Annotated in this window: 23 protein-coding genes and 2 pseudogenes; 19 read left to right on the top strand and 6 right to left on the bottom strand. The window is 69.7% G+C overall.

What is annotated here, in order from left to right:
* Window positions 1-13 precede the first annotated feature (13 nt).
* On the top strand, window positions 14-1,087 hold the full coding sequence (locus ACWD4J_RS13495) for a lactonase family protein (RefSeq protein WP_451395476.1): 1,074 nt from the start codon (window positions 14-16) through the stop codon (window positions 1,085-1,087).
* Window positions 1,088-1,109: 22 nt separating this feature from the next.
* Here the strand turns inward: ACWD4J_RS13495 and ACWD4J_RS13490 are convergent, their stop codons facing one another.
* Window positions 1,110-1,775, bottom strand: coding sequence for a TetR/AcrR family transcriptional regulator (locus tag ACWD4J_RS13490; protein WP_451395475.1), 666 nt, complete (start codon window positions 1,773-1,775; stop codon window positions 1,110-1,112).
* A 112-nt stretch (window positions 1,776-1,887) separates the two neighbouring features.
* Between ACWD4J_RS13490 and ACWD4J_RS13485 the strand changes: the two genes are divergently transcribed.
* Window positions 1,888-2,448 (top strand): NAD(P)H-dependent oxidoreductase, encoded by a 561-nt coding sequence (locus ACWD4J_RS13485; protein ID WP_451395474.1) that lies wholly within the window; start codon window positions 1,888-1,890, stop codon window positions 2,446-2,448.
* A gap of 183 nt (window positions 2,449-2,631) precedes the next feature.
* Here the strand turns inward: ACWD4J_RS13485 and argG are convergent, their stop codons facing one another.
* The 3 genes from argG to ACWD4J_RS13470 form a co-directional block, all read right to left on the bottom strand.
* Window positions 2,632-4,077: an argininosuccinate synthase gene (gene argG, locus ACWD4J_RS13480; RefSeq protein ID WP_451395473.1), complete on the bottom strand. Its 1,446-nt coding sequence runs from the start codon at window positions 4,075-4,077 to the stop codon at window positions 2,632-2,634.
* 115 nt (window positions 4,078-4,192) lie between these two features.
* Window positions 4,193-4,834, bottom strand: coding sequence for a DUF2218 domain-containing protein (locus tag ACWD4J_RS13475; protein WP_451395472.1), 642 nt, complete (start codon window positions 4,832-4,834; stop codon window positions 4,193-4,195).
* A gap of 48 nt (window positions 4,835-4,882) precedes the next feature.
* Window positions 4,883-5,500, bottom strand: coding sequence for a class I SAM-dependent methyltransferase (locus tag ACWD4J_RS13470; protein WP_451395471.1), 618 nt, complete (start codon window positions 5,498-5,500; stop codon window positions 4,883-4,885).
* Window positions 5,501-5,637: 137 nt separating this feature from the next.
* Between ACWD4J_RS13470 and ACWD4J_RS13465 the strand changes: the two genes are divergently transcribed.
* Complete coding sequence (locus ACWD4J_RS13465; RefSeq protein WP_451395470.1) at window positions 5,638-6,213, top strand: TetR/AcrR family transcriptional regulator; 576 nt, start codon at window positions 5,638-5,640, stop codon at window positions 6,211-6,213.
* A gap of 21 nt (window positions 6,214-6,234) precedes the next feature.
* Here ACWD4J_RS13465 and ACWD4J_RS13460 read toward each other — a convergent pair whose 3' ends face one another.
* Complete coding sequence (locus ACWD4J_RS13460) at window positions 6,235-6,909, bottom strand: class I SAM-dependent methyltransferase (protein ID WP_451395469.1); 675 nt, start codon at window positions 6,907-6,909, stop codon at window positions 6,235-6,237.
* A 172-nt stretch (window positions 6,910-7,081) separates the two neighbouring features.
* Window positions 7,082-7,600 (bottom strand): hypothetical protein, encoded by a 519-nt coding sequence (locus ACWD4J_RS13455; protein WP_451395468.1) that lies wholly within the window; start codon window positions 7,598-7,600, stop codon window positions 7,082-7,084.
* 572 nt (window positions 7,601-8,172) lie between these two features.
* Here ACWD4J_RS13455 and ACWD4J_RS13450 point away from each other — a divergent pair.
* The 16 genes and pseudogenes from ACWD4J_RS13450 to ACWD4J_RS13375 all read left to right on the top strand — a co-directional run bounded on the left by ACWD4J_RS13450 (window position 8,173) and on the right by ACWD4J_RS13375 (window position 26,213).
* Window positions 8,173-9,585: a hypothetical protein gene (locus ACWD4J_RS13450; RefSeq protein ID WP_451395467.1), complete on the top strand. Its 1,413-nt coding sequence runs from the start codon at window positions 8,173-8,175 to the stop codon at window positions 9,583-9,585.
* A 220-nt stretch (window positions 9,586-9,805) separates the two neighbouring features.
* A pseudogene (locus tag ACWD4J_RS13445) lies at window positions 9,806-9,952 on the top strand (SecDF P1 head subdomain-containing protein); the annotation flags it as partial.
* Between the two features lie 73 nt (window positions 9,953-10,025).
* A pseudogene (locus tag ACWD4J_RS13440) lies at window positions 10,026-10,223 on the top strand (amino acid permease); the annotation flags it as partial.
* Window positions 10,224-10,335: 112 nt separating this feature from the next.
* Window positions 10,336-10,521, top strand: coding sequence for a hypothetical protein (locus ACWD4J_RS13435; protein ID WP_451395466.1), 186 nt, complete (start codon window positions 10,336-10,338; stop codon window positions 10,519-10,521).
* Window positions 10,518-10,607: a K(+)-transporting ATPase subunit F gene (kdpF, locus tag ACWD4J_RS13430; protein ID WP_037770757.1), complete on the top strand. Its 90-nt coding sequence runs from the start codon at window positions 10,518-10,520 to the stop codon at window positions 10,605-10,607. Before ACWD4J_RS13435 ends, kdpF begins: the two co-directional genes overlap by 4 nt.
* An 8-nt stretch (window positions 10,608-10,615) precedes the next feature.
* Window positions 10,616-12,277 (top strand): potassium-transporting ATPase subunit KdpA, encoded by a 1,662-nt coding sequence (gene kdpA, locus ACWD4J_RS13425; RefSeq protein WP_451395465.1) that lies wholly within the window; start codon window positions 10,616-10,618, stop codon window positions 12,275-12,277.
* Window positions 12,277-14,406 carry a potassium-transporting ATPase subunit KdpB gene (kdpB, locus tag ACWD4J_RS13420; RefSeq protein ID WP_451395464.1) on the top strand — a complete coding sequence of 710 codons (2,130 nt, stop codon included), beginning with the start codon at window positions 12,277-12,279 and terminating at the stop codon, window positions 14,404-14,406. The genes kdpA and kdpB overlap by 1 nt, the downstream gene beginning before the upstream one ends.
* 25 nt (window positions 14,407-14,431) lie before the next feature.
* Window positions 14,432-15,100 carry a potassium-transporting ATPase subunit C gene (locus tag ACWD4J_RS13415; RefSeq protein ID WP_451395463.1) on the top strand — a complete coding sequence of 223 codons (669 nt, stop codon included), beginning with the start codon at window positions 14,432-14,434 and terminating at the stop codon, window positions 15,098-15,100.
* Window positions 15,101-15,224: 124 nt separating this feature from the next.
* Window positions 15,225-15,908 (top strand): response regulator, encoded by a 684-nt coding sequence (locus ACWD4J_RS13410; RefSeq protein WP_451395462.1) that lies wholly within the window; start codon window positions 15,225-15,227, stop codon window positions 15,906-15,908.
* A 1-nt stretch (window position 15,909) separates the two neighbouring features.
* Complete coding sequence (locus tag ACWD4J_RS13405; RefSeq protein WP_451395461.1) at window positions 15,910-18,453, top strand: ATP-binding protein; 2,544 nt, start codon at window positions 15,910-15,912, stop codon at window positions 18,451-18,453.
* A gap of 352 nt (window positions 18,454-18,805) precedes the next feature.
* Window positions 18,806-19,093 carry a hypothetical protein gene (locus ACWD4J_RS13400; RefSeq protein ID WP_451395460.1) on the top strand — a complete coding sequence of 96 codons (288 nt, stop codon included), beginning with the start codon at window positions 18,806-18,808 and terminating at the stop codon, window positions 19,091-19,093.
* Window positions 19,094-19,321: 228 nt separating this feature from the next.
* On the top strand, window positions 19,322-20,398 hold the full coding sequence (locus tag ACWD4J_RS13395) for a LacI family DNA-binding transcriptional regulator (protein ID WP_451395459.1): 1,077 nt from the start codon (window positions 19,322-19,324) through the stop codon (window positions 20,396-20,398).
* Window positions 20,399-20,740: 342 nt separating this feature from the next.
* On the top strand, window positions 20,741-22,129 hold the full coding sequence (locus tag ACWD4J_RS13390) for an ABC transporter substrate-binding protein (RefSeq protein ID WP_451395458.1): 1,389 nt from the start codon (window positions 20,741-20,743) through the stop codon (window positions 22,127-22,129).
* Window positions 22,130-22,131: 2 nt separating this feature from the next.
* Complete coding sequence (locus tag ACWD4J_RS13385; protein ID WP_451395457.1) at window positions 22,132-23,058, top strand: carbohydrate ABC transporter permease; 927 nt, start codon at window positions 22,132-22,134, stop codon at window positions 23,056-23,058.
* Entirely contained in the window at window positions 23,055-24,005 is a 951-nt protein-coding gene (locus ACWD4J_RS13380; protein ID WP_451395456.1) for a carbohydrate ABC transporter permease, read from the top strand. Before ACWD4J_RS13385 ends, ACWD4J_RS13380 begins: the two co-directional genes overlap by 4 nt.
* 51 nt (window positions 24,006-24,056) lie before the next feature.
* Window positions 24,057-26,213 carry a beta-galactosidase gene (locus ACWD4J_RS13375; protein ID WP_451395455.1) on the top strand — a complete coding sequence of 719 codons (2,157 nt, stop codon included), beginning with the start codon at window positions 24,057-24,059 and terminating at the stop codon, window positions 26,211-26,213.
* Window positions 26,214-26,276: the final 63 nt, after the last annotated feature.

Raw genomic sequence — 26,276 nt, 5'->3', positions numbered from 1 at the left:
GCAAGGGACTTCCATGTCAACGCCTTCCTCCGCCGACGGAATACTCGTCCTCACCGGCTCGTACACGCCGGACACGGGCGGTGAGGGTGCCGGGCTCGCCGCCGTGCGGCTCGATCCGGAGACCGGTTCTCTGACCCCGGACAGCAGCGTGCCGCCGGTGCCCGTCAGCGGCGCTTCCTTCCTGGCGGCGCACCCTTCTCTGGACGTCGTCTACAGCACGAACGAGGCCGATTCCGGAGCGGTCAGCGCTGTCGCCCGGCAGAGCGACGGCGCACTGGTCCCGCTCGGCGAGCCGGTCGGAAGCGGCGGCGCGAACCCGTGCCATCTCACCGTCCACCCCGGGGGACAGTGGCTGCTGACGGCGAACTACGGCAGTGACACGGCGCCCGGCAGCGTGGCCGTGCACCGGCTCGACGCGGAGGGGCGCGTGAGCGGTCCGACGGACGTGGTCATCCACGAGGGCTCCGGCCCGGTCGTCGGACGGCAGGAAGGCAGCCACGCCCATCAGGTCCTCGTCGACCCGGCGGGGCGTTTCGTCCTGGCCACCGACCTGGGGGCGGACGCCGTGTTCACGTACCGCCTCGACACCCGTACCGGAACGCTGGAACAGACCGCCGTGAACCGGCTCCGGGCCGGAGCGGGACCCCGCCACCTCACCTTCTCGCCCGGTGGTGAGCTGGTGTGGAGCGCCGACGAGCTGTCCTCGACCGTCACCTGCCACCGCTACGACGCCGAGACCGGCACCCTGACGGCGGTCTCCAGCGTTCCGGCCACAGCGGCCAAGGACATCACCAACCAGCCCGGCGGAATCGTCGCCTCGCCCTGCGGCCGCTTCGTCTGGGTCACCAACCGCGGCGCCGAGACCGTGGCCGCCTTCCGGGTCACCGGCACCGACCTCGAGCCGGTCGGCGAGATCCCCAGTGGCGGCGCCTGGCCCCGTGGCCTGACCCTGGCGGCCGGCCATCTGCTGGTCGCCAACCAGCACAGCGGCACAGTCGCCGCGCTGCGCATCCTCGACACCGGGGCCCTCGAGCAGCCCCTTCCGGCAGCGGCGCTTCCCTCGGTCGTCTGCGCACTCGTCCTCTGACGACCGCTCACGCAGGGCGCACCTACCCTCCCGCTCCCGCCGTCAGGCGAGCGACGAGGTCGTGCCAGCCGGCATCCAGGCGCTCGAAGGACATGCCGCGCCGGGTGAGCAGGTGGTGGACGAGGGTCGGGTCGAGATAGCTGAGCAGGCTCTGCGCGAGCAGCTCGGTGTCGCCCCCCGCCCCGATCTGGCGCAGCAGCAGCGCGATGTGGGTGAGACGGAGTCGGTGGGCGGGCACGGTGTAGTTCCGTGCGGCGTCGGTCCGTGCGGCCACGTACAGGTCGCTGTGCGCGTGTTCGTGGCGGATGACGGCGGGCCCGAACGCATGCAGGCGCTCCAAGGCGGGGGCCTCGGGTCCCAGTGGGGGCGGGCCCGCCATGAAGGCGGCCTGGAGCTGCTCCTCGCGTTGGTTCAGGAGGGCCAGCAGCAGACCGAAGCGGTCGCCGAAGCGCCTGAAGACGGTGCCCTTGCCGACCTTGGCGGCCGCGGCGACGGCTTCCATGGTCAGGTTCGCCACACCGTCCTCGGCCACCAGCCGCGATGCGGCCTCCAGCAGGAGCGCACGGTTGCGCGCGGCGTCGGAACGTAGCTGAGGCTGCTCGTCCGGTGAGGCGAGTCCGAGCTCCGTGCATCCGGCAGGGAGGTCGCGGTCGCGTGAGTCGAGGGGAGACGAGGGCGTGGCGGTCATTACCCAAGCGTAGCGTCGAAAAGGGGAAGTGGACCAGGGTCCGGATAGGTGGTACAACATTGAACTGGACCGCGGTCCGATAAGACTCCCCCTGCCTCAGGAGCTCATCCTCATGTCTGTACGCATCCTCGCTCTCGTCGGCAGCCTCCGCGCCGGCTCCCACAACCGTCAGCTGGCCGAGGCCGCCGTCAAGCACGCCCCCGAGGGCGTCGAGATCGAGCTGTTCGAGGGCCTCGCCGACGTGCCCTTCTACAACGAGGACATCGACGCCGAGGCGACCGTGCCGGACGCCGCCGCGCGGCTGCGCGCCGCGGCGGGCCAGGCCGACGCCTTCCTGCTCTTCTCGCCGGAGTACAACGGCACGATGCCGGCCGTTCTGAAGAACGCGATCGACTGGCTGTCCCGTCCGTACGGCGCCGGTGCGCTGTCCGGCAAGCCGGTCGCCGCGATCGGCACCGCGTTCGGTCAGTACGGCGGTGTCTGGGCGCAGGACGACGCCCGCAAGTCCGCGGGCATCGCCGGCGGCGCCGTCCTGCAGGACGTCAAGCTGTCCATCCCCGGCTCCGTGACCCGCTTCGCCGAGACCCACCCCGCTGACGACGAAGAGGTCGTCACCGGGCTGACCGAGGTCATCCAGCAGCTGTCCGCGCAGGCCGCCCCCGCCGCTGCCTGACCGCCGGAACCGCCGGAACACTGACGCCGCGGCGCGCTCATGCGCCGCGGCGTCGCCGTGTGTTCAGACCCTGTGTGCTCAGGGCCTGTGCGTTCGAGGTCGTTGTGTGGTCGAACCGCTGAGAACCGTCCCGGCTCGGCGCTTTCGTCGCCGAGCCGGGACGGCCCTCTCAAGTGGACCTGGTCAGTCCGTGCCGGACTCCATCGCCGCGCGGTCCAGCAGCTCGTCGTCGTCGGAGACGTCGCCCCGGGAGGCGATGGCCTGGGCGCCGCCCTCCGGCATGGTGCCGATCAGCCCGGTCGCAGCCGCCTGGGCGGCGCCGACGGCGGGCGTGCCGGTGCCGATCAGGCCGAGCCCGGCGTACTGCTCCAACTTGGCGCGCGAGTCGGCGATGTCGAGGTTGCGCATGGTGAGCTGGCCGATCCGGTCCACCGGGCCGAACGCCGAGTCCTCGGTGCGCTCCATGGACAGCTTGTCCGGGTGGTAGCTGAACGCCGGGCCCGTGGTGTCGAGGATCGAGTAGTCCTCACCGCGCCGCAGCCGCAGCGTCACCTCGCCGGTGACGGCCGCGCCGACCCAGCGCTGCAGCGACTCGCGCACCATCAGCGCCTGCGGGTCCAGCCAGCGGCCCTCGTACATGAGCCGGCCGAGGCGCCGTCCCTCGTTGTGGTACTGGGCGAGGGTGTCCTCGTTGTGGATCGCGTTGACCAGGCGCTCGTACGCCGCGTGCAGCAGGGCCATGCCGGGCGCCTCGTAGATGCCGCGGCTCTTGGCCTCGATGATCCGGTTCTCGATCTGGTCCGACATGCCCATGCCGTGGCGGCCGCCGATGGCGTTGGCCTCCATCACCAGGTCGACGGCGGAGGCGAACTCCTTGCCGTTGATCGTCACCGGGCGGCCCTGGTCGAAGCCGATCGTCACGTCCTCGGCGGCGATCTCGACCTCGGGGTCCCAGAACCGCACGCCCATGATCGGCTCGACGGTCTCGACGCCGTTCTCCAGGTGCTCCAGGGTCTTCGCCTCGTGGGTCGCGCCCCAGATGTTGGCGTCCGTGGAGTACGCCTTCTCCGTGCTGTCGCGGTAGGGCAGGCCGTGGGCGACAAGCCATTCCGACATTTCCTTGCGGCCGCCGAGCTCGGTCACGAAGTCCGCGTCCAGCCAGGGCTTGTAGATCCGCAGGTGCGGGTTGGCGAGCAGGCCGTAGCGGTAGAACCGCTCGATGTCGTTGCCCTTGAAGGTCGAGCCGTCGCCCCAGATCTGTACGTTGTCCTCGAGCATCGCCCGGACCAGGAGGGTGCCCGTGACGGCACGGCCGAGGGGCGTGGTGTTGAAATAGGCACGCCCGCCCGAGCGGATGTGGAACGCCCCGCAGGTCAGCGCGGCCAGGCCCTCCTCGACCAGCGCCGCCCGGCAGTCGACCAGGCGTGCGATCTCGGCGCCATAGGTCTTCGCACGGCCGGGCACCGAGGCGATGTCGGGCTCGTCGTACTGGCCGATGTCGGCGGTGTAGGTGCACGGGACGGCACCCTTGTCGCGCATCCACGCGACGGCGACCGAGGTGTCGAGGCCGCCCGAGAAGGCGATGCCGACGCGCTCGCCGACGGGGAGGGAGGTGAGGACCTTAGACATAGGAAGAGTATGCACTATCTCGCATGGTCATGCAAAGATGGGTCGGTAAAGTCACATTGTCTGGCCTGGGAGCAGGGGACGCGCGACGGGGCATACCGATAGCCCTCGACGTGGCTCACCCGATCTGTCGGCGGCGTCGGTGCAGCCGACGGCCGAGGACCGCCACGGCTGTGACCTTCACGGCTACGACGGCCAGGACCGCCCCGACGACCCATCCCGCCCACCGTGAGCCGGACAGTACCGCCCCGGCCAGGCCCAGATGCACGGCGACGGCCACCGCGGCGATCAGGGCGACGCCGGCCCAGGCGAGGTGTTTACGGCGCGCCGTCTCTCCTTGTGCGGACATGCGTAGCGGGTCGTCGGCGTGCTCGGCCTGCCGGACGGCGGGCTGGTCCTGCTGCCAGTCGACCGTCAGCTGCTCGCGTCGGCCGAACCGGCCGATGTGCGTGGCCAGCAGGTCCTGCAGTTTCCGCAGGTTCTGTGCGTCCTCGGCTTCGGCGCGCAGCACCAGCGACCCGGGCAGGGCTTCCAGGGTGCAGCGGCCCCACGGGAGTTCGAGGGTGCCGTGGGTGTCGGACCACTCGACATGGATCTGGTCCGGCCGGATCTCGGCGGGCGTGAGAGCCGGCGAAGCACCGCCGTGGCGGCCGCCCGGCCGGTTGCCCAGGTGGCGGCCCTTGTTGCTGAAGTGCTTGCAGAGCTGGACGAGGTAACGGCTGGGGCGCTCGGTCTCGACATGGGCTTCGGCGGTCGGCATGACTGTCCTCGATCGAGTGGGTGGGACATCCCGGTTGCGGGATGCGGGTCAGGTCCTGGTGAGGGCGGCGAGCCAGGCCCGGAGGCCGCCCGGGTCGACGGTGAGGCCGATCGTGGCCGGCTCGACGGAGTCGATCCGCCAGCCGTCGGCGAACGCCGTCTCGATCTCGTCCCGTGTCACCTTGTGCACCGGCCCCCAGGCGCCTTCCTCCCGGTCGCTGATGCAGAGCATGAAGAAGCGCCCGCCCGGCCGCAGCACGGAGCGCAGGCCGTCGACGTACGCGGCGCGGTCCGCGCCGCCGAAGACGTGGAAGAGCCCGCAGTCGAGCACGGTGTCGAAGTGCTCGTCGAGTCCGGCCAGTCGGCGGGCGTCGTGGCGCAGGAACCGGGCTGTGACTCCTCGGGCGCGCGCCTTGCCCTCGGCGGCGCGCAGTGCCCGGGAGGCGAGGTCGATACCGATGACGTCGAGGCCGAGGTCGGCGGCCATGAGTGCGTGCTCGCCGGTGCCGCAGCCGGCGTCCAGTACGCGGCCCCGTACCGCACCGGCTTCGGCGAGGGTGAGGAACGCGGGCTGGGGGCGGCCGATGTCCCACGGCGGCGGGGTGGCGTACAGGTCGTCAGGTGTTCGGGGAGTCGTGATGCCGGGGTGGTGCGGTGAGGCGGGCATGGGGCCCCTCTCGGCACGGTCGGGTGGCGGGATCCTGGCGCAGGCCAGGACTCAGGTGACATTCCCAGCTTTATCGAGACACTGTGTCTCGGTCAAGTCATGGTGTTTTCGTCGAGGTCACTCCGTATACTGCGTATGTGCCGAAGTTGTGGAACGAGACGATCGACGAGCACCGTCGCGCCGTGCGCGACGCGGTGCTGGAGACCACGGCAGCGCTGGTGTTCGAGCAAGGGCTGCGGGGCGTGACGATGTCGCGGATCGCTGAGGAGACCGGCATCGGCCGTGCCACGCTCTACAAGTACTTCCCGGACGTCGAGTCGATCATGGTGGCCTGGCACGAGCAGCAGATCACCGCCCACCTGCAGGAACTTGCCGCGATCCGGGACCGGCCCGGCGGCGCGGGGGAGCGGTTGACGGCGGTCCTCGAGGCGTACGCCCTCATCCAGCGGCGGCGCCAAGGGCACGGTCCGGAACTCGGCGCACTGCTCCACCGCCCCGAGCACGTCGGCCACGCCGAGCGGCATCTCCATGGCTTCCTGAGGGATCTGCTGGCCGAGGGCGCGGAGGCGGGCGAGGTCCGTGACGATGTCGTACCGGACGAACTGGCGGCGTACTGCCTGCACGCCCTCGCGGCGGCCGGCGGCCTGCGATCCGAGGCCGCGGTCCGCAGGCTCGTCACGGTGACGGTGGACGGCCTGCGCCCCTCGAACTGACTGGCCCAGGCCCTCGGCCTGTCACTTCTTGGCCTGCGTGACGCGCCAGAGACGGCGCGGCAGTTCGCCCTCCTCGAAGGCGTGGACCTCGTGCAGGTCCCAGCCCTCGGCGAGACTGTCCACGAGATCGTCGTCGAAGAAGTGGACGGCGAAGCCGCCGTGTTCGTAGATGCTGTCGCCGTGCGGGGTGCCGGTTCCGTAGTGGGCGTCGCCGGTGTGGCGGACGGTGTAGACGAGGAGGCCGCCGGGTCGCAGGACCCGCCGGATCTCCTTCATGACGGCCCGGATCTCCTCTGTGGACAGCGCCATGCACAGCAGCATGTGAGCGAAGACGGCGTCGACGGAGGCGTCGGGCAGCGGCAGCGGATCGCGTACGTCGTGCACCGTCGTCGTGACCCGGTCGGTCACGCCGGACTCCCGGGCGGCAGCCAGGAGCTGTTCGAGGCCGGTAGGGCTGAAGTCGGCGGCCTGCACGGTGAATCCCTCGTGCGCGAAGAACAGCGCGTCGCGGCCGTGTCCCGCGCCGAGTTCCAGGACGGTGCGGGCGCCGGCGGCACGGAAGACGCCGGCGGCATGACGCCCCGGTTCCGAGGGCTCCATGCCGTACATCCGAGGGTGCTCGGCGTACGTCGACTGCCAGTGGGCGTGCTGGGCCGAGCCCAGGGAGTCGTCGTCCGGGTTGGGGTGGCCTTGCATGAGCGCCTCGATGGTTGAGCAGGGGGAGGATGGTGGTGGCGCCGGCCTCCCCGCCGGTGCTGTCAGGTCTTGACGAGCAGCTTAGTCACCTCGCTGATCTCGCTGATCTCGCAGGTCTCGCAGGTCTCGGAGGTCTCGGCGTCTGCGCGATGATGATGTCGTCGTATTCGGGCTACGACAGCCCGGAAGCGCGGAGGACCGCCCGCACCGTCTCGCCGTCGATCTGCTCACCAAGTCGTCGGAGTACGTCTTCTCCCTGCAGCAGTGTGCCCTGCTGCCGGGAGCGTCGGACGCCTGTGTCGAGTGCGTGCCACAGCAGGGGGTTGTCGGTCAGGACACGGGGATCGAGTTCGAGGCGGTGGCCGTAGGCGTCCCGTAGGACGAGGTGGGCGGTGGCGCCGTCGTACTGCCGTACGGACACGAGGGCGTCCGTCCGTACGGCCCGTCGGTGCAGCGGACCGCGCACCGTCAGCCGGCTGTGGCCCACAGTGACGTGCTGCGGGAGCAGGACGGTGAACACGGCTGCGGACAGGGCGAGCCAGAGCGCGGCGCGGGATGTGGTCAGGCTGCCGGCGTCCCAGTCGACCAGGAAGGTCAGTGCGCAGAAGACGAGGGCGCAGCCGGCCGCGAGCCGGGCGCTGCCGCGCCAGTGGCGGTCGCCGGCCGCGCTCAGTGGTCCGCTCGGTCGCATGACGCCGACGCTAGGCGGCTGTGCGCACCCCGGCGAGCGGCGCTGACGGTCCTCTGACGCCTTACCGGAGAATCTTGACGGGATCCTGACGCCTTCTGGCCGACGTCAGCCGACGTGGACGTCGGGTCGGCGGGGCGGCGGGAGTGGCGGACGACAGGAATTCGTCCGCGATCGACGGTCGAACGGCCCTGCTCAGCAAGGAATTTACGGGTCGCCCAACGGCTCTGGCGCGAGCGCCGTCAAGGACCCGTCAAACACACCCACCCGGCCGTCAGAAGAGTGTCAATGCCGACCTCGCATGGCCGGATCCGGTCGCAGACTCAACGACAACGGGGGCGGGCGACCGTCCGTGGCGTGATGTGGGAGGGACTGTGGCCATCACGGCCGGAAGACCTCGGACGGAGGCTGCCGCGCAGCCACGGCAAGAGGGCGTCGTCCCGCCCGGAGGCAGCTCGGGAGTTGTCCCGCCCGGGGGCAGCCCGGGCCTCGTCCCGCCTGGGAGCAGCCCCGGCCCGCGGCCACAAGGCGGGCCGCTGCCGGGCGGTTCCCGGCACCGCCTCCGGCAACAGACCGTGGCCGCGCAGGGCACCCTGCGCCGCCGCTACTGGGCCACTGTGCCCGCGCGGCTGCGTCTCCTGCGCGCGGCCACAGTCCTCCTAGCCGCCGCACTGGCGACGCTGCTGCTCCTCGCGGGAATCACGGCCTCGGGCACCTGGAGCAACGTGGCCGACCGCGACGCGCCCCGCACCACCAGTGCTGCCGACCTCGACCTCGCCCTGAACGACATGGACGCGCAGGCCGCCAACATCCTGCTCTCCAGTGGAAACGCCGGAGAGGGGCGCCTGAAGACACCGTATGAGAAGGCCGTCGGCTTCTACGACCATGCCCGGCGCGAGATCGGGCACGACCTGCGCACGCTCGCGGTCGCGGCGCAGGGCAACCGGGCCGACGAGAAGACCGTGGAGTTACTCACCGACAGCTTCGCCGAGTACCAGGAGCTGATCGGCCGGGCCCTGGAGAACGACAGGCATCGCGGCGGCAAGGCTGCGGCGCTCGTCGACTATCGCCGCGCCACGGACCTGCTGCGGCAGCAACTCCTTCCCGCAGCACGGGAACTGGTGTCCTCCAACGACACCGCCTTCGACTCGGAGTACACCTCCGCCCGATCCACCCTCTCCGCCCAGCTCATCGCCGTCGTCGCACTCGGCGTACTGCTGCTCGCCCTGCTCGGTGTCCTGCAGTGGTACCTGGCCCGTCGCTTCCGGCGCATCCTCAACCCCGGCGTGCTGGCCGCCACCGTCTGCACCCTGCTCGCCGTGATCCTCGGCGGCGAGGCGCTGTCCGTGTCGTCCGAGCACCTGCGCGGCGCCCGGCGCGACGCCTTCGACTCCGTCGTCGCCCTCTCCCGGGCCCGGTCCATCGCCTACGACGCCAACGCCGACGAGAGCCGCTACCTCCTCGACCCCGGGCGGCGCGACCAGTACGCCGCCTCGTTCCTCGCCAAGTCGCAGCAGTTGTACGGTCTGAAGGGCGCGACGCTGTCGACGTACGACTCCGAACTCGCCGCCACGTGGCGGGCGTACCGCTCCGATCAGCACGACCTGCGCTTCACCGGCGAGTTCCGGCGCGAGCTCGACAACGTCACCTTCCCCGGCGAGCGTGCCGCGGCCGAGAGGACCGTGCAGGCGTACGCCGTCTACCAGCGTGACGATCGGAAGATCCGCGCGCTGGTCGCAGCCGGCAAGGAACGTGACGCGGTCGAGTTCTGCATGGGCTGGGAGCCGGGTACGTCCAACGCGCACTTCGGGGCGTGGATGACCGCGCTGGACAAGGTGACCGGCATCAACCGTGCGCACTTCGCGGCCTCCGTCCACGCCGGCCGCTCCGCGGTGAGCGGCTTGCTCCCGTGGGCGGGCGGGTTGCTGGCGACGGCCGTCGCGCTCGCCGTGCTCGGACTGCGGACCAGGCTGGCCGAGTTCCGTTAGGCGTCCGCCAGCCGGGCCTCCTCCAGGTCCAAGGAGCGCTGGAGCCGGCGGCGCGTGGTGTCGCTGATGGCGCGCACGTCGTAGAGGCGCTGCAGTTCGCCCGTCTCGACGGCGATGAGGTCGCGGCGCAGCTGGCGGTAGACCAGGTCGGCGGACTCGGTCGGAGTGCGCCAAACGGTTCGCGGCCCTCACTGGGCGGGCGGCACAACGCCAGTCCCCAAAGAACCAAATCGCCATCGTCTTCGGCGACCGGCTCCTCAGCGCCCCCGCCGTCACCGGGTCCATCACCGGGGGCGCGGTGCAGATCAGCGGCAGCTTCACCGAGGACTCCGCGAAGGAGCTGGCCAAGGAACTCGGGGCCCTGTAAGTCCTGTTTCTCCCATCGCGACCGGTGCGGCGGCCGGCTCCACTGGCAGCCGGTCTGGCTCCGGTAGAAGAGCGGTGACGAGGTCCGCGCGGTCACCGTCTGCCATCCGGACCCTGAGGACCGGGCCGCGCTGCACGCCCCGGAGCACGCCTGGGCCGAGTGGGACACCGGAGTGCCGCTGGTCCGGCTGTCCTGCGGGCGCCGCACGCTCGGCCGTCCCATTGCCGCATACGTTCGTGAGGTGGCCGCGGCGGAACCGGCGACGCAGATCCTGACGAGCGGTCCGCCACCCGGTGGGTCGCACTGCCACCCCGAGGGCCGCGTCCTGTCGCTGGTCGCAGCAGGGCCCGTAAGAGTTCCGTCAAAGGCGTGCGGGCCGTCGTATGGGACCCGTCAACGACAGTCGAATCCGGCAGTGCACGGGGTTTCCTCTAACCGTCAGATCCGATTGCGGATGCTTTCCGAATCTCATCCAGGAGCTTGCGATGGCCGACGTGGCCTTCGTCGTCATCACGATCGCGGTGTTCGCGCTCGTGGCTTTCGTCGCCAAGGGGGTGGCGAAGCTGTGACCGTCGAGAACGTCGTCGGCCTGGTCGTGGCCGTCGCCCTGCTGGGCTATCTCGTCCTCGCCTTGATCTTCCCGGAGAGGTTCTGAGAACTGACATGGGTCCCGTACTCGCCGGCGTGCTTCAGCTGCTGGCCCTCATAGCGGCGCTGGCGCTCGCCTACGTCCCCCTTGGCACCTACATGGCCAAGGTCTACTCCTCCGACAGGCACTGGCGCGTGGAGAAGTGGATCTACAAGGGAATCGGCGCCAACCCGGACACCGAGATGCGCTGGCCGGCGTACCTGCGCGGTGTACTGGCCTTCTCGGCGGTCAGTGTCCTCTTCCTCTACCTGCTGCAGCGACTGCAGGGCGTCCTGCCCGGATCGCTCGGCTTCTCCTCGATCGAGCCCGCGCAGGCCTTCAACACCGCCGCGTCCTTCGTGACGAACACCAACTGGCAGTCGTACTACGGCGAGCAGGCCATGGGCCACGTCGTACAGACCGCCGGTCTGGCCGTGCAGAACTTCGTCTCCGCGGCCGTCGGTATCGCCGTCGCCGTGGCTCTTGTGCGGGGCTTCGCGCGCTCCCGCACCGGTGAACTCGGCAACTTCTGGTCCGACCTGGTGCGCGGCACGATCCGCATCCTGGTGCCGGGCGCGGCGATCGCCGCCGTCGTCCTGGTCGCCTGCGGCGCCATCCAGAATTTCTCCGGCATCCACGAGGTCGGCCAGTTCTTCGGCGGCTCGCAGCAGTGGAACGGCGGTGCGGTCGCCTCGCAGGAGGCCATCAAGGAACTGGGCACCAACGGCGGCGGTTACTTCAACGCCAACAGCGCCCACCCGTTCGAGAACCCCACCCCGTTCACCAACCTCTTCGAGATCTTCCTGCTCCTGGTCATCCCGTTCGCTCTGACCCGCACCTTCGGCATCATGGTCGGCTCGGTCAGGCAGGGCTACGCGATCCTCGCGACGATGGCCACCATCTGGGTCGGCTTCGTCGCCCTGATGATGTGGACCGAGTTCGCCCACCACGGCCCGGCCCTCCAGGCGGCCGGCGGGGCGATGGAGGGCAAGGAGGTCCGCTTCGGCGTCGGAGCGTCGTCGATCTTCGCGGTCTCGACCACGCTCACCTCCACCGGCGCGGTGGACTCCTTCCACTCCTCCTTCACCGGCCTCGGCGGCGGCATCACCATGCTCGGCATGATGCTGGGCGAGATCGCGCCCGGTGGCACCGGTTCCGGCCTCTACGGCATGCTGATCATGGCGGTCATCGCGGTGTTCATCGCCGGTCTCATGGTCGGCCGTACGCCCGAGTACCTGGGCAAGAAGATCGGCTCCCGCGAGATCAAGCTCGCGGCCGTCTACATCCTGATCACGCCCGCAGTGGTGCTGGTGTTCACCGCGCTCTCGATGGCCCTGCCGACGCCGCCCCACTCGATGCTGAACTCCGGTGCGCACGGATTCTCCGAGGTGCTCTACGCCTTCACGTCCGCCTCGAACAACAACGGCTCGGCCTTCGCGGGCCTGAACGCGAACACCGACTGGTTCAACACGATGACCGGGCTCGCCATGCTGCTCGGCCGCTTCCTGCCGATGGTGTTCGTCCTGGCGCTGGCCGGCTCGCTCGCCGAGCAGAAGCCGGTCCCCGTCACGGCGGGCACCCTGCGCACCGAGACGCCGCTGTTCACCGGCCTGCTGGTGGGCGCGATCCTGATCATCACCGGTCTGACGTACTTCCCGGCCCTTGCTCTGGGTCCGCTGGCCGAGGGGCTGGCGTGATGACCACCCGTACAGAAAACCACGAGGACTCGATGTCCACAGCCACTCCGACCCGGGCGCCGCACAGCGACGTACCCACCGGACACAAGACCCCCGAGAGCCGTGTCGGCGCGGGCCTCTTCGACCCAAAGCAACTGGTCAAGTCCCTGCCGGACGCCTTCCGCAAGCTCGACCCGCGGGTGCAGGTCAAGTCGCCGGTGATGTTCGTGGTGTGGATCGGCTCGGTGCTCACCACGGTCTTCTCCTTCAAGGACCCGGGCGACTGGTTCGGCTGGGCGATCAGCGCCTGGCTGTGGCTGACGGTCGTCTTCGCCAACCTCGCTGAGGCCGTCGCCGAGGGCCGCGGCAAGGCGCAGGCCGACACCCTGCGCAAGGCCAAGACCGACACGGTGGCCCGGCGGCTCGTCGGCGACAGCGAGGAGCGTGTCCCCGGCACCGAGCTGCGCATCGGTGACCTGGTGGTCTGCGAGGCCGGCGACATCATCCCCGGCGACGGCGACGTCATCGAGGGCGTCGCGAGCGTCGACGAGTCGGCGATCACCGGCGAGTCGGCGCCCGTCATCCGGGAGTCCGGCGGCGACCGGTCGGCCGTCACCGGTGGTACGAAGGTGCTGTCCGACCGCATCGTCATCAAGATCACGACGAAGCCGGGCGAGACCTTCATCGACCGGATGATCAGCCTCGTCGAGGGAGCGGCCCGGCAGAAGACACCCAACGAGATCGCGCTCAACATCCTCCTCGCGTCCCTCACGATCGTCTTCCTGCTGGCCTGCGCCACGCTGCCGCCGCTCGCAGACTACGCGGGCACGCACCTGACCATGGTCGTGCTGGTGGCCCTGCTGGTCTGCCTCATCCCGACCACGATCGGCGCGCTGCTGTCCGCGATCGGCATCGCGGGCATGGACCGCCTGGTGCAGCGCAACGTACTCGCCATGTCCGGCAGGGCGGTCGAGGCCGCAGGCGATGTCTCCACCCTCCTGCTCGACAAGACAGGCACCATCACGCTCGGCAACCGGCAGGCCGCCGAGTTCGTGCCGGTCAGCGGAACCACGGAGGCCGAGGTCGCGGACGCCGCCCAGCTGTCTTCCCTGGCCGATGAGACGCCCGAGGGCCGCTCCATCGTCGTACTGGCGAAGGAGAAGTACGGACTGCGCGAGCGCCACCAGGGCGAGCTGGCCGGCGCCGAGTGGATCGCCTTCACCGCGCAGACCCGCATGTCGGGTGTGGACGTCGACGGCAGGAAGATCCGAAAGGGCGCGGCCGGTTCCGTCATCGCCTGGGTGCAGGAGCGAGGTGGCGAGGTCGCCGGCGACGCGGACGGGATCGCGGGCCGCATCTCCGAGGCGGGCGGCACCCCGCTGCTGGTCGCGCTCGAGGACGGCCAGGGTGCCCGCGTGCTGGGTGTCATCCACCTCAAGGACGTCGTCAAGGACGGCATGCGCGAGCGGTTCGACGAGCTGCGCCGTATGGGTATCAAGACCGTCATGATCACGGGCGACAACCCCCTCACTGCCAAGGCGATCGCCGAGGAGGCCGGTGTCGACGACTTCCTCGCGGAGGCCACGCCCGAGGACAAGATGGCCCTCATCAAGCGCGAGCAGGCCGGGGGCAAGCTCGTCGCGATGACCGGCGACGGTACGAACGACGCCCCGGCGCTGGCCCAGGCTGACGTGGGCGTGGCGATGAACACCGGTACGTCGGCCGCCAAGGAGGCCGGCAACATGGTCGACCTCGACTCCAACCCGACCAAGCTCATCGAGATCGTCGAGATCGGCAAGCAACTCCTCATCACCCGGGGCGCGTTGACGACGTTCTCCATCGCCAACGACGTCGCGAAATACTTCGCGATCATCCCGGCGCTCTTCGCGGCGGTCTACCCGGGCCTCGACAAGCTGAACATCATGGGCCTGTCCTCGCCGGACTCCGCCATCCTGTCCGCGGTCGTCTTCAACGCGCTGATCATCATCGCGCTGGTGCCGCTCTCCTTGAAGGGCGTGCAGTACCGGCCGGTCAGTGCGGACAAGATGCTCCGCCGCAACCTCGGGATCTACGGCCTGGGCGGGCTCATCGCCCCGTTCATCGGCATCAAGATCATTGACCTGCTCATCTCCCTCATCCCCGGGCTGTAACTATTCAAAGGCGTGCTGATCGGCTATGAACAACTCGGTTACGAACACCGCCCGGCTGCTCTGGGCGGGCCTGCGCGCCCTCCTCGTGCTGACCCTGGTGACGGGCGTCATCTACCCGCTGGTCGTCACCGGCATCGCCCAGGGGCTGTTCAACGACAAGGCGAACGGCTCCGAGATCAAGGCGGACGGCAAGGTCGTCGGCTCGTCCCTGATCGGGCAGTCGTACAACCTGCCGCTCAAGAAGGGCGAGGAGACCCCGGCGCCCGACCTGAAGTGGTTCCAGGGCCGCCCGGCGGGCGGCCTCGGCAGCAACAGCGTCAACACCCGGTACAAGCTGATCCTGTCCGGCGCCACCAACCTCTCCGCCGACAACAAGGACCTCGTCAAGCAGGTCGAGGACGCCCAGGCCGCGGCCGTCAAGGACAACTCGGTGCCCGGCTACACGGTCAAGGCATCCGAGGTCCCCGCCGACGCGGTCACCTCCTCCGGCTCCGGCCTGGACCCGAACATCTCCCCGGCGTACGCGGAGATCCAGGTCCATCGGGTCGCCGAGAAGAACGGCCTGTCCGCCGCCCAGGTGCAGAAGCTGGTCGACGAGCACACCGAGGGCCGCTCCCTCGGCTTCATCGGCGAGCCCCGCGTGAACGTCCTCGAACTCAACATCGCGCTCAAGGACCTCGTGGCCGAGGGCTGATGGCGTTACGCGACCCGAGGAGCGGGAGCCGGCGGCCGGAGACACCTTCCGACACCGCCGGCTCCTGCCGCCACGAAGCCGGTTGCGCCGCAGCCGGCGCGTACGACAGGAAAGGCGCACAGACATGACCCGGGTGCTGGTGGTGGAGGACGACCCGCAGCTCGTACGTGCCCTCGTGATCAACATGCAGGCACGCCGGTACGGAGTGGACGCGGCACCCGACGGCGCCACGGCACTCCGCCTGGCGGCCGCGCGTCAGCCCGATGTGGTGATGCTCGATCTCGGACTGCCCGACATGGACGGGGTCGACGTCATCAAGGCCCTGCGCGGCTGGACCCGTGTGCCGATCCTGGTGCTGTCGGCCCGTCAGGCGTCCGATGAGAAGGTCGCCGCGCTCGACGCGGGCGCCGACGACTACATCACCAAGCCGTTCAGCATGGACGAGCTGATGGCCCGGCTGCGGGCCTCCGTCCGCCGTATCGAGGACGCACCGCTCGCCCCCGACATCACCCTGGTGAAGACCGATGAGTTCACCATCGACCTGCTCGCCAAGAAGCTCGTACGGGACGGGCGGGACGTGCGGCTGACCCCGACGGAGTGGCACCTGCTGGAGATCCTGGTCACCAACCCCGGCCGACTCGTCACGCAGAAGCACCTCCTCCAGGAGGTCTGGGGCGTCTCCCAGAGCAACAAGACCAACTACCTGCGCGTCTACATGGCCCAACTCCGCCGGAAGCTGGAGGCGGACCCCTCCCACCCCCGCTATCTGATCACCGAGCCCGGTATGGGCTACCGCTTCGAGGGATGACATGGCACGCGGAAAGCTCCGGATCTACCTCGGCGCGGCACCCGGCGTCGGCAAGACCTACGCCATGCTGTCCGAGGCGCACCGCCGGATCGAGCGGGGCACCGACTGCGTGGTGGCGTTCGTGGAACACCACAACCGGCCGCGCACGGAGGTGATGCTGCACGGCCTGGAGCAGATCCCGCGCCAGGAACTCGACTACCGCGACACGGTGTTCACCGAGATGGACGTCGACGCGGTGCTCGCCCGCCGCCCCCAGGTGGCGCTGGTGGACGAGCTGGCGCACACGAACGTCCCGGGCTCCCGCAACGCCAAGCGGTGGCAGGACGTGGAGGAGTTGCTGGCCGCCGGGATCGACGTCGTCTCGACGGTCAACATCCAGCATCTGGAGTCCCTGGGCGACGTCGTCGAGTCGATCACCGGGGTCCGCCAGCGCGAGACGGTCCCCGACGAGGTCGTGCGGCGTGCGGACCAGATCGAGCTGGTCGACATGTCCCCGGAGGCGCTGCGCCGCCGTATGGCGCACGGCAACATCTACAAGTCCGACAAGGTGGATGCCGCGCTGTCCAACTACTTCCGGCCGGGAAACCTGACGGCGCTGCGGGAGCTGGCCCTGCTGTGGGTGGCCGACCGGGTCGACGAGTACCTGACCGAGTACCGCAGCGAGCACCGGGTGTCGACGATCTGGGGTTCGCGCGAGCGGATCGTCGTCGGACTCACCGGGGGCCCCGAGGGGCGGACGCTGATCCGCCGCGCGGCCCGGCTGGCGGAGAAGGGCGCCGGCGGCGAGGTGCTGGCCGTCTACATCTCCCGCAGCGACGGGCTGACTTCGGCATCCCCGAAGGAACTGGCCGTCCAGCGCACCCTCGTCGAGGACCTCGGCGGCACCTTCCACCACGTCGTCGGCGACGACATCCCGGCCGCGCTGCTGGACTTCGCGCGCGGCGTCAACGCCACTCAGATCGTGTTGGGCGTCTCCCGCCGCAAGGGGTGGCAGTACGTTTTCGGGCCCGGCGTCGGCGCGACGGTCGCCCGTGAGTCCGGCCCCGACCTCGACGTCCACCTCATCACCCACGACGAGGCGGGCAAGGGACGAGGGCTGCCCGTGGCCCAGGGTGCGCGGCTCGGACGGGCCCGGCTCATCTGGGGGTGGCTCGTCGGCGTGCTCGGGCCCGTACTGCTCACCCTCCTCCTGACCAGCGCCGCCCCGGATGTCGGCCTCGCCAACGACATGCTGCTGTTCCTCACGCTGACCGTGGCGGCGGCCCTCCTCGGCGGGCTCTTTTCGGCGCTGGCCTCGGCGGTCGTGGGCTCTCTGCTGCTCAACTGGTACTTCACTCCGCCCGTCCACACCCTCACGATCGCCGACCCCAAGAACATCGTCGCCATCGCGATCTTTGTCGGCGTCGCCGTGTCGGTCGCATCCGTCGTCGATCTCGCCGCACGCCGTACCCACCAGGCGGCGCGGTTGCGTGCCGAGTCCGAAATACTCTCCTTCCTCGCCGGGAACGTGCTGCGCGGCGAGACGAGTCTGGAGGCCCTGCTGGAGCGGGTCCGGGAGACCTTCGGAATGGAGTCGGTGGCGCTGCTGGAGCGGGCGGGCGAACTGCAACCTTGGAGCTGCGCGGGCAGCGTGGGACCTCAGCCCGCAAAGACCCCCGAGAACGCGGACGTCGACGTATCCGTGGGCGACCACATGGCGCTGGCACTGTCCGGGCGGGTGCTGCCCGCCGCCGACCGCCGGGTGCTGGCCGCGTTCGCCGTGCAGGCCGCTGTCGTCCTGGACCGCCAGCGCCTGCAACGCGAGGCCGACCAGGCCAAGGAGCTGGCCGACGGCAACCGCATCCGCACCGCGTTGCTCGCCGCCGTCAGCCACGACCTGCGTACCCCCCTGGCGGGTATCAAGGCGGCCGTCTCCTCGCTCCGTTCAGACGACGTCGAGTGGTCCGAGAACGACCAGGCGGAGCTCCTGGAGGCCATCGAGGAGGGGGCGGACCGCCTCGACCACCTCGTGGGCAACCTGCTGGACATGTCCCGCCTGCAGACCGGAACCGTCACCCCGATCATCCGCGAGACCGACCTCGACGAGGTGGTCCCGATGGCCCTCGGCGGGGTGCCGGAGGACAGCGTGGAACTGGACATCCCGGAGACACTGCCCATGGTCCACGTGGACAGGGGACTGCTGGAGCGGGCCGTCGCCAACCTCGTCGAGAACGCGGTCAAGTACAGCCCGGCGGACGAGAAGGTCCTGGTGTCGGCGAGCGCCCTCGGCGACCGGGTCGAGGTGCGGGTGGTGGACCGCGGGCCCGGCGTCCCGGACGACGCCAAGGAGCGCATCTTCGAGCCTTTCCAGCGCCACGGCGACTCCCCGCGCGGCGCGGGAGTCGGGCTCGGCCTCGCGGTGGCACGCGGGTTCACGGAGGCCATGGGAGGCAACCTGAGCGCCGAGGACACGCCCGGCGGCGGCCTCACGATGGTGCTCAGCGTACGGACGGCACCGCAGCGCCAGACGGAGCAGCAGGACCTCCCGGCCGCGGCCACGTCCTGAAGGCCGACGCACGAGGAGCCTCAGACACGGGGCGGCACGGTCTCGACTCCTTCGCCAGGTGGACTGTGTCGAGCCGCAGTCGCCAGGTGCTGGGGCGATGCGCGGCCGTCAGGTGCTGCGGCGGCGCAGGGGCCGACCATGCGGCCACGGCCGGCCGGCTCGTCGAGCTCAGACCGGGTGATCTATTCGTCGGCGGCATTCTACCCATGCTCTCAACTCCCTTACGTAGCAACCTTGTACGGTTTCGGCACCGCCCGTACGGCTCGGTGGGCTGGGCGGGACCGGAAGAGCGAAGCCGTCGCAGGCAGCCGAGCGGCCGTGAGGGCGTGAGGGCGGGGGAGGAAGGCAGGAGATGGGCGGCGGACGACGTAGGCGACGCGCGGGTGCCGGGTCCGGCCGACGCCGCATGGTGCTGGTGGCTCTCGCCGTGCTGGGTTCCACCGGGGCGGTAGGTGCTGCCGCTGCCGCGCTCGCAGACACGGGCGACGCCGCGTCCGTGTCCCGTGAGGAGTCCTCCCCCGAGGAGATCCGCGCGTTCTGGACGGAGAAGCGGCGGGAGCAGGCGGAGCCCGTCGAGATGCCGGTGGATCTGGTCGACTGCTCCGGCTGGCGCGGCTGGCTCCTGCCGGAATGCTGGTGACAGCATCCGCTCGCTGACGCCTCCGCGATGAGATCGAGGATCTGCGCTCTGTCGCCCTCGGCTCGCGCATCGCCGAATTGCTGCTGAACTTCCGGGCACGCCTCACGGAGATGTTGCGCGAACCCTTGACGCCCGCGCATGTCTGCGCTGTCATGACTGCGTAGACATGACAGCGCAGACATACACGCGAATGCGCTGGATTCGGGCTCATGGCCACCGGGAGACGCGATGACGCGACAGGAAGGGCGGGGCGGGCACCCCGCCGCGCCGCGCAGTGTGGATGTCGCCCGTCTGGCCGGGGTCTCGCAGAAGACGGTGTCGAGGGTCTTCAACGACGAGCCGTACGTGTCCGCCGAGGTGCGCCGACGAGTTCTCGAAGCCGCGGAACAACTCGGCTATCGGCTCAACAGCGCGGCAAGGGCGCTGGCCTCCGGACGGACCCGCTCGATCGGTGTCGTGACGCTGGGGACTGCCTTGTACGGTCCTGCCTCGCTGCTCATGGGTGTCGAGCGAGCTGTCCGGGACATGGGCTACGCGCTCCGTGTCGTCAACACCATGGAAGGCGATCCCGCGGGTGTGGCCGGAGCCGTGGACTCCCTGCTCGAGCAGGGCGTGGACGGCATCGTCGTCTCCGAGCCGATCGACGAGGGAACCGTCTCGCTCAGCGCCGACGTGCCGCTCCTGGTGCTCGGCGCGCCTGCGGCGTTCGCCGGCCCGCAGGTGGTGACCGCCGGCGTCGACGCCGAACTGCTGGCGCGCGTGGCCACCGAGCATCTGCTGGACCTGGGTCACCCGACTGTTCATCATCTCGCCGGGCCGCAGCGTTGGTTCTCAGCCCGCGACCGTCTCAACGGATGGCGTGCGGCGCTGGCGGCGCATGGCAGGACCGAGCCGCCCGTCGTCGAGGGCGACTGGTCGGCCGCGTCCGGCTGCTCGGCGGGTCGCGAGCTGGCCTCCCGCAGTGACGTGACCGCCGTGTTCGCCGCGAACGACGACATGGCCATTGGGCTGATCCGAGCACTGACGGAAGCCGGCCGGCGCGTGCCCGACGACGTCAGCGTCGTCGGTTTCGACGACATTCCGGTAGCCGCCTACGTCACTCCGCCTCTGACCACGGTGCGTCAGCCGTTCGACGCCGTGGCGCAGGGAGGACTCAAACGTCTGGTGCACGCCATCGAGAACCCGAGCGCGGATCCTCTGCCGCCGAGCGACCCACCGGTCGATCTCGTCGTCCGATCTTCCACCACCGCCCCGCCGCCCCGGACGACCCCGGGCCACGGGCATACGTACTCGCCGGTCGCATAACGCGGTCTGCGACCCCCGTCCCCGATCCCGTACGGAGAGCCGCCCACCAGAACCCGTCCCTCTCGGATCAGCTCCGACACACCCTTTGTGTCCGGGCCGAATCGCTACAGGTAGCCGCACAGAATTCTGCTCCGCCCCACGCTTCTGCGACCGCGGGCCTCTCTCACTGCAGCATGCCTGGCGCATGCCGGTGACAGCCGGTTGGTACGTGACCGCATGGATCCGGCCTCACCGAGGCAGTCGTCACGTCCACGCTTCTTCCTCTTCTCTCTCCCCTCTTCCTCGTGTTCCGCGCGCCGTCATGGAACGTGCGGTGCCTTCGCCCATCGGCGGGAGTTCACCATGTCCAGATTCTCAGCCAGCCCTTCCCCGGTAAGCCGCCGGTCCTTCCTCGCCGCGACCGGAGCCGTGTCGCTCGGCGTCGCCCTGTCCGCATGTGGCGGCAGCGGCGGTTCCAGCGGCTCCTCCTCCTCCTCCAAATCGGTCAGCCAGGCTGACATCGACAAGGCGATGAAGACGCCGACCGAGCTGACGTTCTGGACGTGGGTCCCGAACATCGCGCAGGAGGTCGCGCTCTTCGAGCAGAAGTACCCGGCGATCAAGGTCAAGGTCGTCAACGCCGGCCAAGGCACCCCGCAGTACACGAAGCTGCGCACCGCGCTCAAGGCCGGCAGCGGTGCTCCGGACATGGTGCAGGTCGAGTACCAGGCCATCCCGACGTTCACGATCACCAACAGTCTGCTGGACCTCCGGCCGTACGGCGCCGCGGCACTGAAGGACAAGTTCGTCGACTGGACGTGGGGACAGGTCAGCGGCAGCAACGGTGAGATCTGGGCGATTCCGCAGGACACCGGCCCCATGGGCATGCTGTATCGGAAGGACATCTTCGACAAGCACGGCATCCAGGTCCCGGGGACCTGGGACGAGTTCGCCGCCGCGGCTCGCAAACTCCACAAGGCCGACCCCGACGTCTACCTCACCAACCTCGCCGCCAACCAGGTCGCCGCCTGGCACGGCCTGCTGTGGCAGGCGGGCGCCAAGCCGTACGTGACGTCCGGCAAGAGCGAGATCACCATCAGCGTCGACGACGCGGTCTCCAAGAAGCTGGGGGAGTACTGGGGCGGGCTCGCGAAGGAAGGGGTCATCGGCGTCGAGCCGGACTTCACCGACTCCTGGTACGCCGGGCTCAACAAGGGCAAGTACGCCACCTGGCTCACCGCCGCCTGGGGGCCGGTCTTCCTGTCCGGCTCGGCCAAGTCCACCGCCGGCCGATGGAGGGCGGCACCGCTGCCGCAGTGGGACGCCGCCAAGCCGAGCTCCGGCAACTGGGGCGGCTCCACCACCGCGGTCATCAAGTCGACCAAGAATCCGATAGCGGCGGCCATGTTCGCGCAGTTCCTCAACAGCGACCCGGCGAGCGCGAGGATGTTCGCCACCAAGCAGTTCTTCTTCCCGGCGACGAAGGCACTGCTGGCGGACCCGAGTTTCACCGGTGAGGCCCCCTCGTTCTACGGCGGCCAGAAGGTCAACCAGGTCTTCGCCGACATCGGCACGACGGTCAACTCCTCCTTCCAGTGGCCGCCGTTCCTGGACCAGGCGGCGACGGACTGGACCGAGACCGTCGGCAAGTCCCTCGCCGACAAGAAGGACACCGTGGCCGCCCTCGGCACCTGGCAGACGCGGCTCACCACCTACGCCAAGAACCAGGGCTTCACGGTCAAGGGAGGCTGACGATGAGCGCCACGACCGCCGTCTCCCACAAGGAACCCAAGGCAGGCACAGTCCACCGGGCTTCCGGTGCCGGTGCGGCAGGTCCCCTGTTCGTCGCACCGTTCCTGACCCTCTTCCTCCTGCTCTTCCTCGCCCCTCTCGGTTACGCGGCCTACCTCAGCCTGTTCCAGGAACGCCTGGTCGGCGGGACGGTGTTCGTGGGGCTGGACAACTACGTCACAGCACTTCAGGACCCGCAACTCAGCCACGGCGTCGGTCGCGTCGCGCTGTTCTTCGTGATCCAGGTCCCGCTGATGCTGCTGCTGGCGCTGCTGTTCGCCCTCGCCCTCGACAGTGGCCTGCTGCGGCTGGCACGGGTGATCCGGCTGGGCATCTTCGTCCCGTACGCCGTCCCGAGCGTGGTCGCCGCGCTCATGTGGGGCTACCTCTACGGGCCGGACTTCGGCCCGTTCGCGCAAGCGAGCCGGAAGCTGGATCTGCCGGCCCCGCACTTCCTCAGCGACGGCTGGATGCTCGGCAGCCTCGCGAACATCGTCACCTGGGAGTTCGTCGGCTACAACATGATCATCCTGTACGCCGCACTGCGCACCATTCCCCAAGAGCTGTACGAGGCCGCCGCGATGGACGGAGCAGGCGCCTGGCGGATCGCCTGGTCCATCAAGCTCCCCGCGCTCAGGCCCGCCCTCGTGCTCACCCTGCTGTTCTCCGTGATCGGCAGTTTCCAGCTGTTCAACGAACCGAACCTGCTGATGAAGATCGCCCCGGACGTCATCACCAGCTCCTACACCGCCAACCTCTACGCCTACTCCCTCGCCTTCACCGGCCAGCAGGTCAACTACGCGGCCACGGTGTCCTTCCTCCTCGGCCTCGTCATCGTGGTCGCCTCCTACGCCGTGCTGCTCACCGCGAACCGCAGGAGGACCCCGTGAGCACGACAGTCTCGCCGACAGCGCCCCCGACCACCGCGAGCACCAGCAGGACCAGGAACCGGGCGCCCGCGGTCCGTGGCCGGCGGCGGCCTTCGTCCCGGCGCCGCAGCACCCCGCTGACGATCGCCATGCTGGCCGCCCTGGCCTACTTCCTCCTCCCGCTGTGCTGGCTGGCGATCGCGTCGACGAAGAGCACCCAGGACCTGTTCAACAGCTTCGGCCTGTGGTTCTCGCACACCCCGCAACTGCTGACGAACATCAAGGAGACCTTCACCCAGGACGACGGGGTCTTCGTGCACTGGCTGCTCAACACGGTCATGTACGCCGTCGCCAGTGCTCTCGGCGCCGCGCTGCTCGCCGCCGCCGGCGGGTACGGCTTCGCCAAGTTCCGCTTCCGCGGCGACCGGTTCGCCTTCAGCCTCGTGCTCGGCGCCGTCATGGTCCCGGCCACCGCCCTGGCGATCCCGACCTACCTGCTGTTCGCGAAGGCGGGCCTGGTCAACACCCCCTGGGCGGTCATCCTGCCGTCCCTCGTCAACCCCTTCGGCCTCTACCTCATGCGTATCTACGCGCAGGACGCCATCCCGGACAGCCTCTTGGAAGCCGCTCGCATCGACGGAGCCGGAGAGGCGCGGATCTTCTTCCGGATCGGCTTGCGGCTGCTCGCCCCGGGCCTTGTGACCGTCCTGCTCTTCACCCTGGTCGCGACCTGGAACAACTATTTCCTGCCGCTGATCATGCTCAACGACCCGAAGCTGTACCCGATCACGGTCGGGCTTTCCTCCTGGGCCGCCCAGGCACAGAACGGCGGGGCCGGCGCCAGCAGCGACATGCTCGCACTCGTCGTGACCGGCTCGCTCATCTCGATCGTCCCGCTCGTCGTGGCCTTCCTCCTGCTGCAGCGCTACTGGCAGAGCGGCCTGGCCAACGGAAGCGTCAAGCAGTAGTCGAACGCGTGCTGCTCGTCGTACCCACTCTCTCTTCTGGAGGTTTCCCTCATGGCGGTTCTGCCCGCCCATGTCCTTTTCGGCGCTGCGTACTACCACGAGTACACGCCCGCCTACGACCCCGGGCTGAGCCCGGAGGAACGGCTCAAGACCGACCTCGACCTGATGGCCGATGCCAAGTTCACCGTGATCCGGGTCGGCGAGTCGGTCTGGTCGACCTGGGAGCCGGAGAACGGGACGTTCGATCTCGACTGGTTGCAGCCGGTGCTCGACGGCGCCCACGAGCGCGGCATCTCCGTCATCGTCGGCACGCCGACGTACGCCGTACCGCCATGGCTGGCCCGTCAGTACCCGGAGATCACCGGCGAGCACGCCACCGGACAGCGCCTCGGCTGGGGGGCCCGCCAGGAAGCCGACTTCACGCACCCCGCCTTCCGTTTCCACGCCGAGCGCGTGATCCGGAAGATCGCCGCCCGGTACGCCGACCACCCGGCGGTCATCGGATGGCAGGTCGACAACGAACCGGGCCTGCACCTCTTCCACAACCAAGGCGTCTTCCAGCGCTTCGTGGACCACCTGCGGGAGAAGTACGGGGACGTCGAGACCCTCAACCGAGAATGGGGGCTTGTCTACTGGTCGCACCGGCTGTCGACGTGGGCCGACCTGTGGACGCCGGACGGCAACGCCCAGCCACAGTACGACGTGGCTTGGCGGGAGTTCCAGGCCCGGCAGGTCACCGAGTTCATCGGCTGGCAGGCCGACATCGTCCGCGAGTACGCGCGGCCCGATCAGTTCGTCACCACGTGCATCTCCTACACCCGCAAAGGGGTGGCGGACGACGAACTGTCCGCCCGGCTCGACATCGCCTCCGGCAACCCGTACTACGACATGCAGGACGGCCTGCTCCTGCCGGACCCCACCCCCGACGAGCACGAGCAGATCTGGAAGACCACCGGCGTCTGGTCGATGTACCAGACCGCGGACTGGATGTTCTCCTCGCGCCAGGAGCCCTTCCTGGTCACCGAGACCAACGCCGCATCCATCGGCTTCCCGTGGGACAACCGCCCCGGCTACGACGGCCAGTGGCGGCAGGCCGCCTGGGCGCACGTGGCGCGCGGCGCCCGGATGATCGAGTACTGGCAATGGCAGACCCTCCGCTTCGGAGCCGAGACCTACTGGGGCGGAGTCCTGCCGCACAGCGGACAGCCCGGCCGCACATACGCCGAACTGGCCCGGCTCGGCGCGGAGTTCGAAGCAGCGGGCCCTCTGGTCGCCGGACTGGAACCGGACGCCGACATCGCGATGGTGTACTCGACGCCGAGCAAGTGGCTGATGCAGAAGTATCCGCCGCTCGCGACCGCCGACGGCAGCCCGGACCCTGCCTCCTACCACCGGATCTTCGACCCGTTCTACCGGGGCGCCTTCGACGCCGGCCGTCAGGTGCGGATCGTGCACGCCCGGCAGCTGCACGACCCGAGCGGCGAGCAGGAGGGGATGACACCGGAGGAGGCCGTGCGGCGCCATCCGGTCCTGGTGGCCCCGGCGCTGTACGTCGTCGACGACGCGACGCTCGACTGGCTCGCCGCCTACGCCCACGCCGGCGGCCACCTCGTCCTCGGTCCGCGCACCGCGTACGCAGACCACGAGGCCCGGGCCCGGCTCGAACCGGCCCCCGGACGCCTGTCCGAGGCCGCGGGGATCCGCTACGACGAGTTCAGCAACCTGCCGAACGACGTTCCGGTCCGCGCCACGCCGAACGGCCCGCTCGAACTCACCGACGACGCGACGGCGACCCGCTGGGCCGACGGCCTCACCGTCGTCGACGCCGAGGTGCTCACCACGTACGACCACCCGCACTTCGGCCGCTGGCCGGCGGTCACCACCCGCAGCCACGGCGAGGGCCGCATCACGTACGTCGGCACCGTGCCCGGCCGCTCCCTCGCCCGGGCGCTGGCCAAGTGGCTCGCGCCCGCCGCGGTCAGCGGCTGGCAGGAGCTGCCGGAGACGGTGACCGCGACGACCGGGAGTACGCCCGAGGGCGGGCGCATCCATGTGATCCACAACTGGAGTTGGGAGCCGGTCCGCGTCGTCGCTCCGGCGGAGCTGTCCGACGTCCTGGACGGCGGTCGCGTCCAGGCAGGTACCGAGTGGGAGCTCGGCCCCTGGGACGTACGGGTGTTCCTGAGCACGGACGGGCCGACGGCCTAGGACGAAAGCAGTCGGCACAGCCCACGAGAGCCGAAGACCCCGAACTTCATCAAGTCGGTCCCC

This window comes from Streptomyces sp. NPDC002577 (assembly GCF_053594815.1).
The sequence above is the reverse complement of the archived record's forward strand: the minus strand, read 5'-3'. Positions and strand labels throughout refer to the sequence as shown.

Excerpts from the sequence above, each read along its gene's own strand:
- ACWD4J_RS13435 (WP_451395466.1), top strand. The coding sequence starts at position 10,336 with ATGGGACCCGTCAACGACAGTCGAATCCGGCAGTGCACGGGGTTTCCT.
- ACWD4J_RS13405 (WP_451395461.1), top strand. The coding sequence starts at position 15,910 with ATGGCACGCGGAAAGCTCCGGATCTACCTCGGCGCGGCACCCGGCGTC.
- ACWD4J_RS13410 (WP_451395462.1), top strand. The coding sequence starts at position 15,225 with ATGACCCGGGTGCTGGTGGTGGAGGACGACCCGCAGCTCGTACGTGCC.
- ACWD4J_RS13395 (WP_451395459.1), top strand. The coding sequence starts at position 19,322 with ATGACGCGACAGGAAGGGCGGGGCGGGCACCCCGCCGCGCCGCGCAGT.
- ACWD4J_RS13460 (WP_451395469.1), bottom strand. The coding sequence starts at position 6,909 with ATGCAAGGCCACCCCAACCCGGACGACGACTCCCTGGGCTCGGCCCAG.
- argG (WP_451395473.1), bottom strand. The coding sequence starts at position 4,077 with ATGTCTAAGGTCCTCACCTCCCTCCCCGTCGGCGAGCGCGTCGGCATC.
- ACWD4J_RS13415 (WP_451395463.1), top strand. The coding sequence starts at position 14,432 with ATGAACAACTCGGTTACGAACACCGCCCGGCTGCTCTGGGCGGGCCTG.
- kdpB (WP_451395464.1), top strand. The coding sequence starts at position 12,277 with ATGACCACCCGTACAGAAAACCACGAGGACTCGATGTCCACAGCCACT.
- ACWD4J_RS13390 (WP_451395458.1), top strand. The coding sequence starts at position 20,741 with ATGTCCAGATTCTCAGCCAGCCCTTCCCCGGTAAGCCGCCGGTCCTTC.
- ACWD4J_RS13400 (WP_451395460.1), top strand. The coding sequence starts at position 18,806 with ATGGGCGGCGGACGACGTAGGCGACGCGCGGGTGCCGGGTCCGGCCGA.
- ACWD4J_RS13490 (WP_451395475.1), bottom strand. The coding sequence starts at position 1,775 with ATGACCGCCACGCCCTCGTCTCCCCTCGACTCACGCGACCGCGACCTC.
- ACWD4J_RS13470 (WP_451395471.1), bottom strand. The coding sequence starts at position 5,500 with ATGCCCGCCTCACCGCACCACCCCGGCATCACGACTCCCCGAACACCT.
- ACWD4J_RS13385 (WP_451395457.1), top strand. The coding sequence starts at position 22,132 with ATGAGCGCCACGACCGCCGTCTCCCACAAGGAACCCAAGGCAGGCACA.
- ACWD4J_RS13375 (WP_451395455.1), top strand. The coding sequence starts at position 24,057 with ATGGCGGTTCTGCCCGCCCATGTCCTTTTCGGCGCTGCGTACTACCAC.
- kdpA (WP_451395465.1), top strand. The coding sequence starts at position 10,616 with ATGGGTCCCGTACTCGCCGGCGTGCTTCAGCTGCTGGCCCTCATAGCG.
- ACWD4J_RS13475 (WP_451395472.1), bottom strand. The coding sequence starts at position 4,834 with ATGCCGACCGCCGAAGCCCATGTCGAGACCGAGCGCCCCAGCCGTTAC.
- ACWD4J_RS13485 (WP_451395474.1), top strand. The coding sequence starts at position 1,888 with ATGTCTGTACGCATCCTCGCTCTCGTCGGCAGCCTCCGCGCCGGCTCC.
- ACWD4J_RS13495 (WP_451395476.1), top strand. The coding sequence starts at position 14 with ATGTCAACGCCTTCCTCCGCCGACGGAATACTCGTCCTCACCGGCTCG.
- ACWD4J_RS13455 (WP_451395468.1), bottom strand. The coding sequence starts at position 7,600 with ATGCGACCGAGCGGACCACTGAGCGCGGCCGGCGACCGCCACTGGCGC.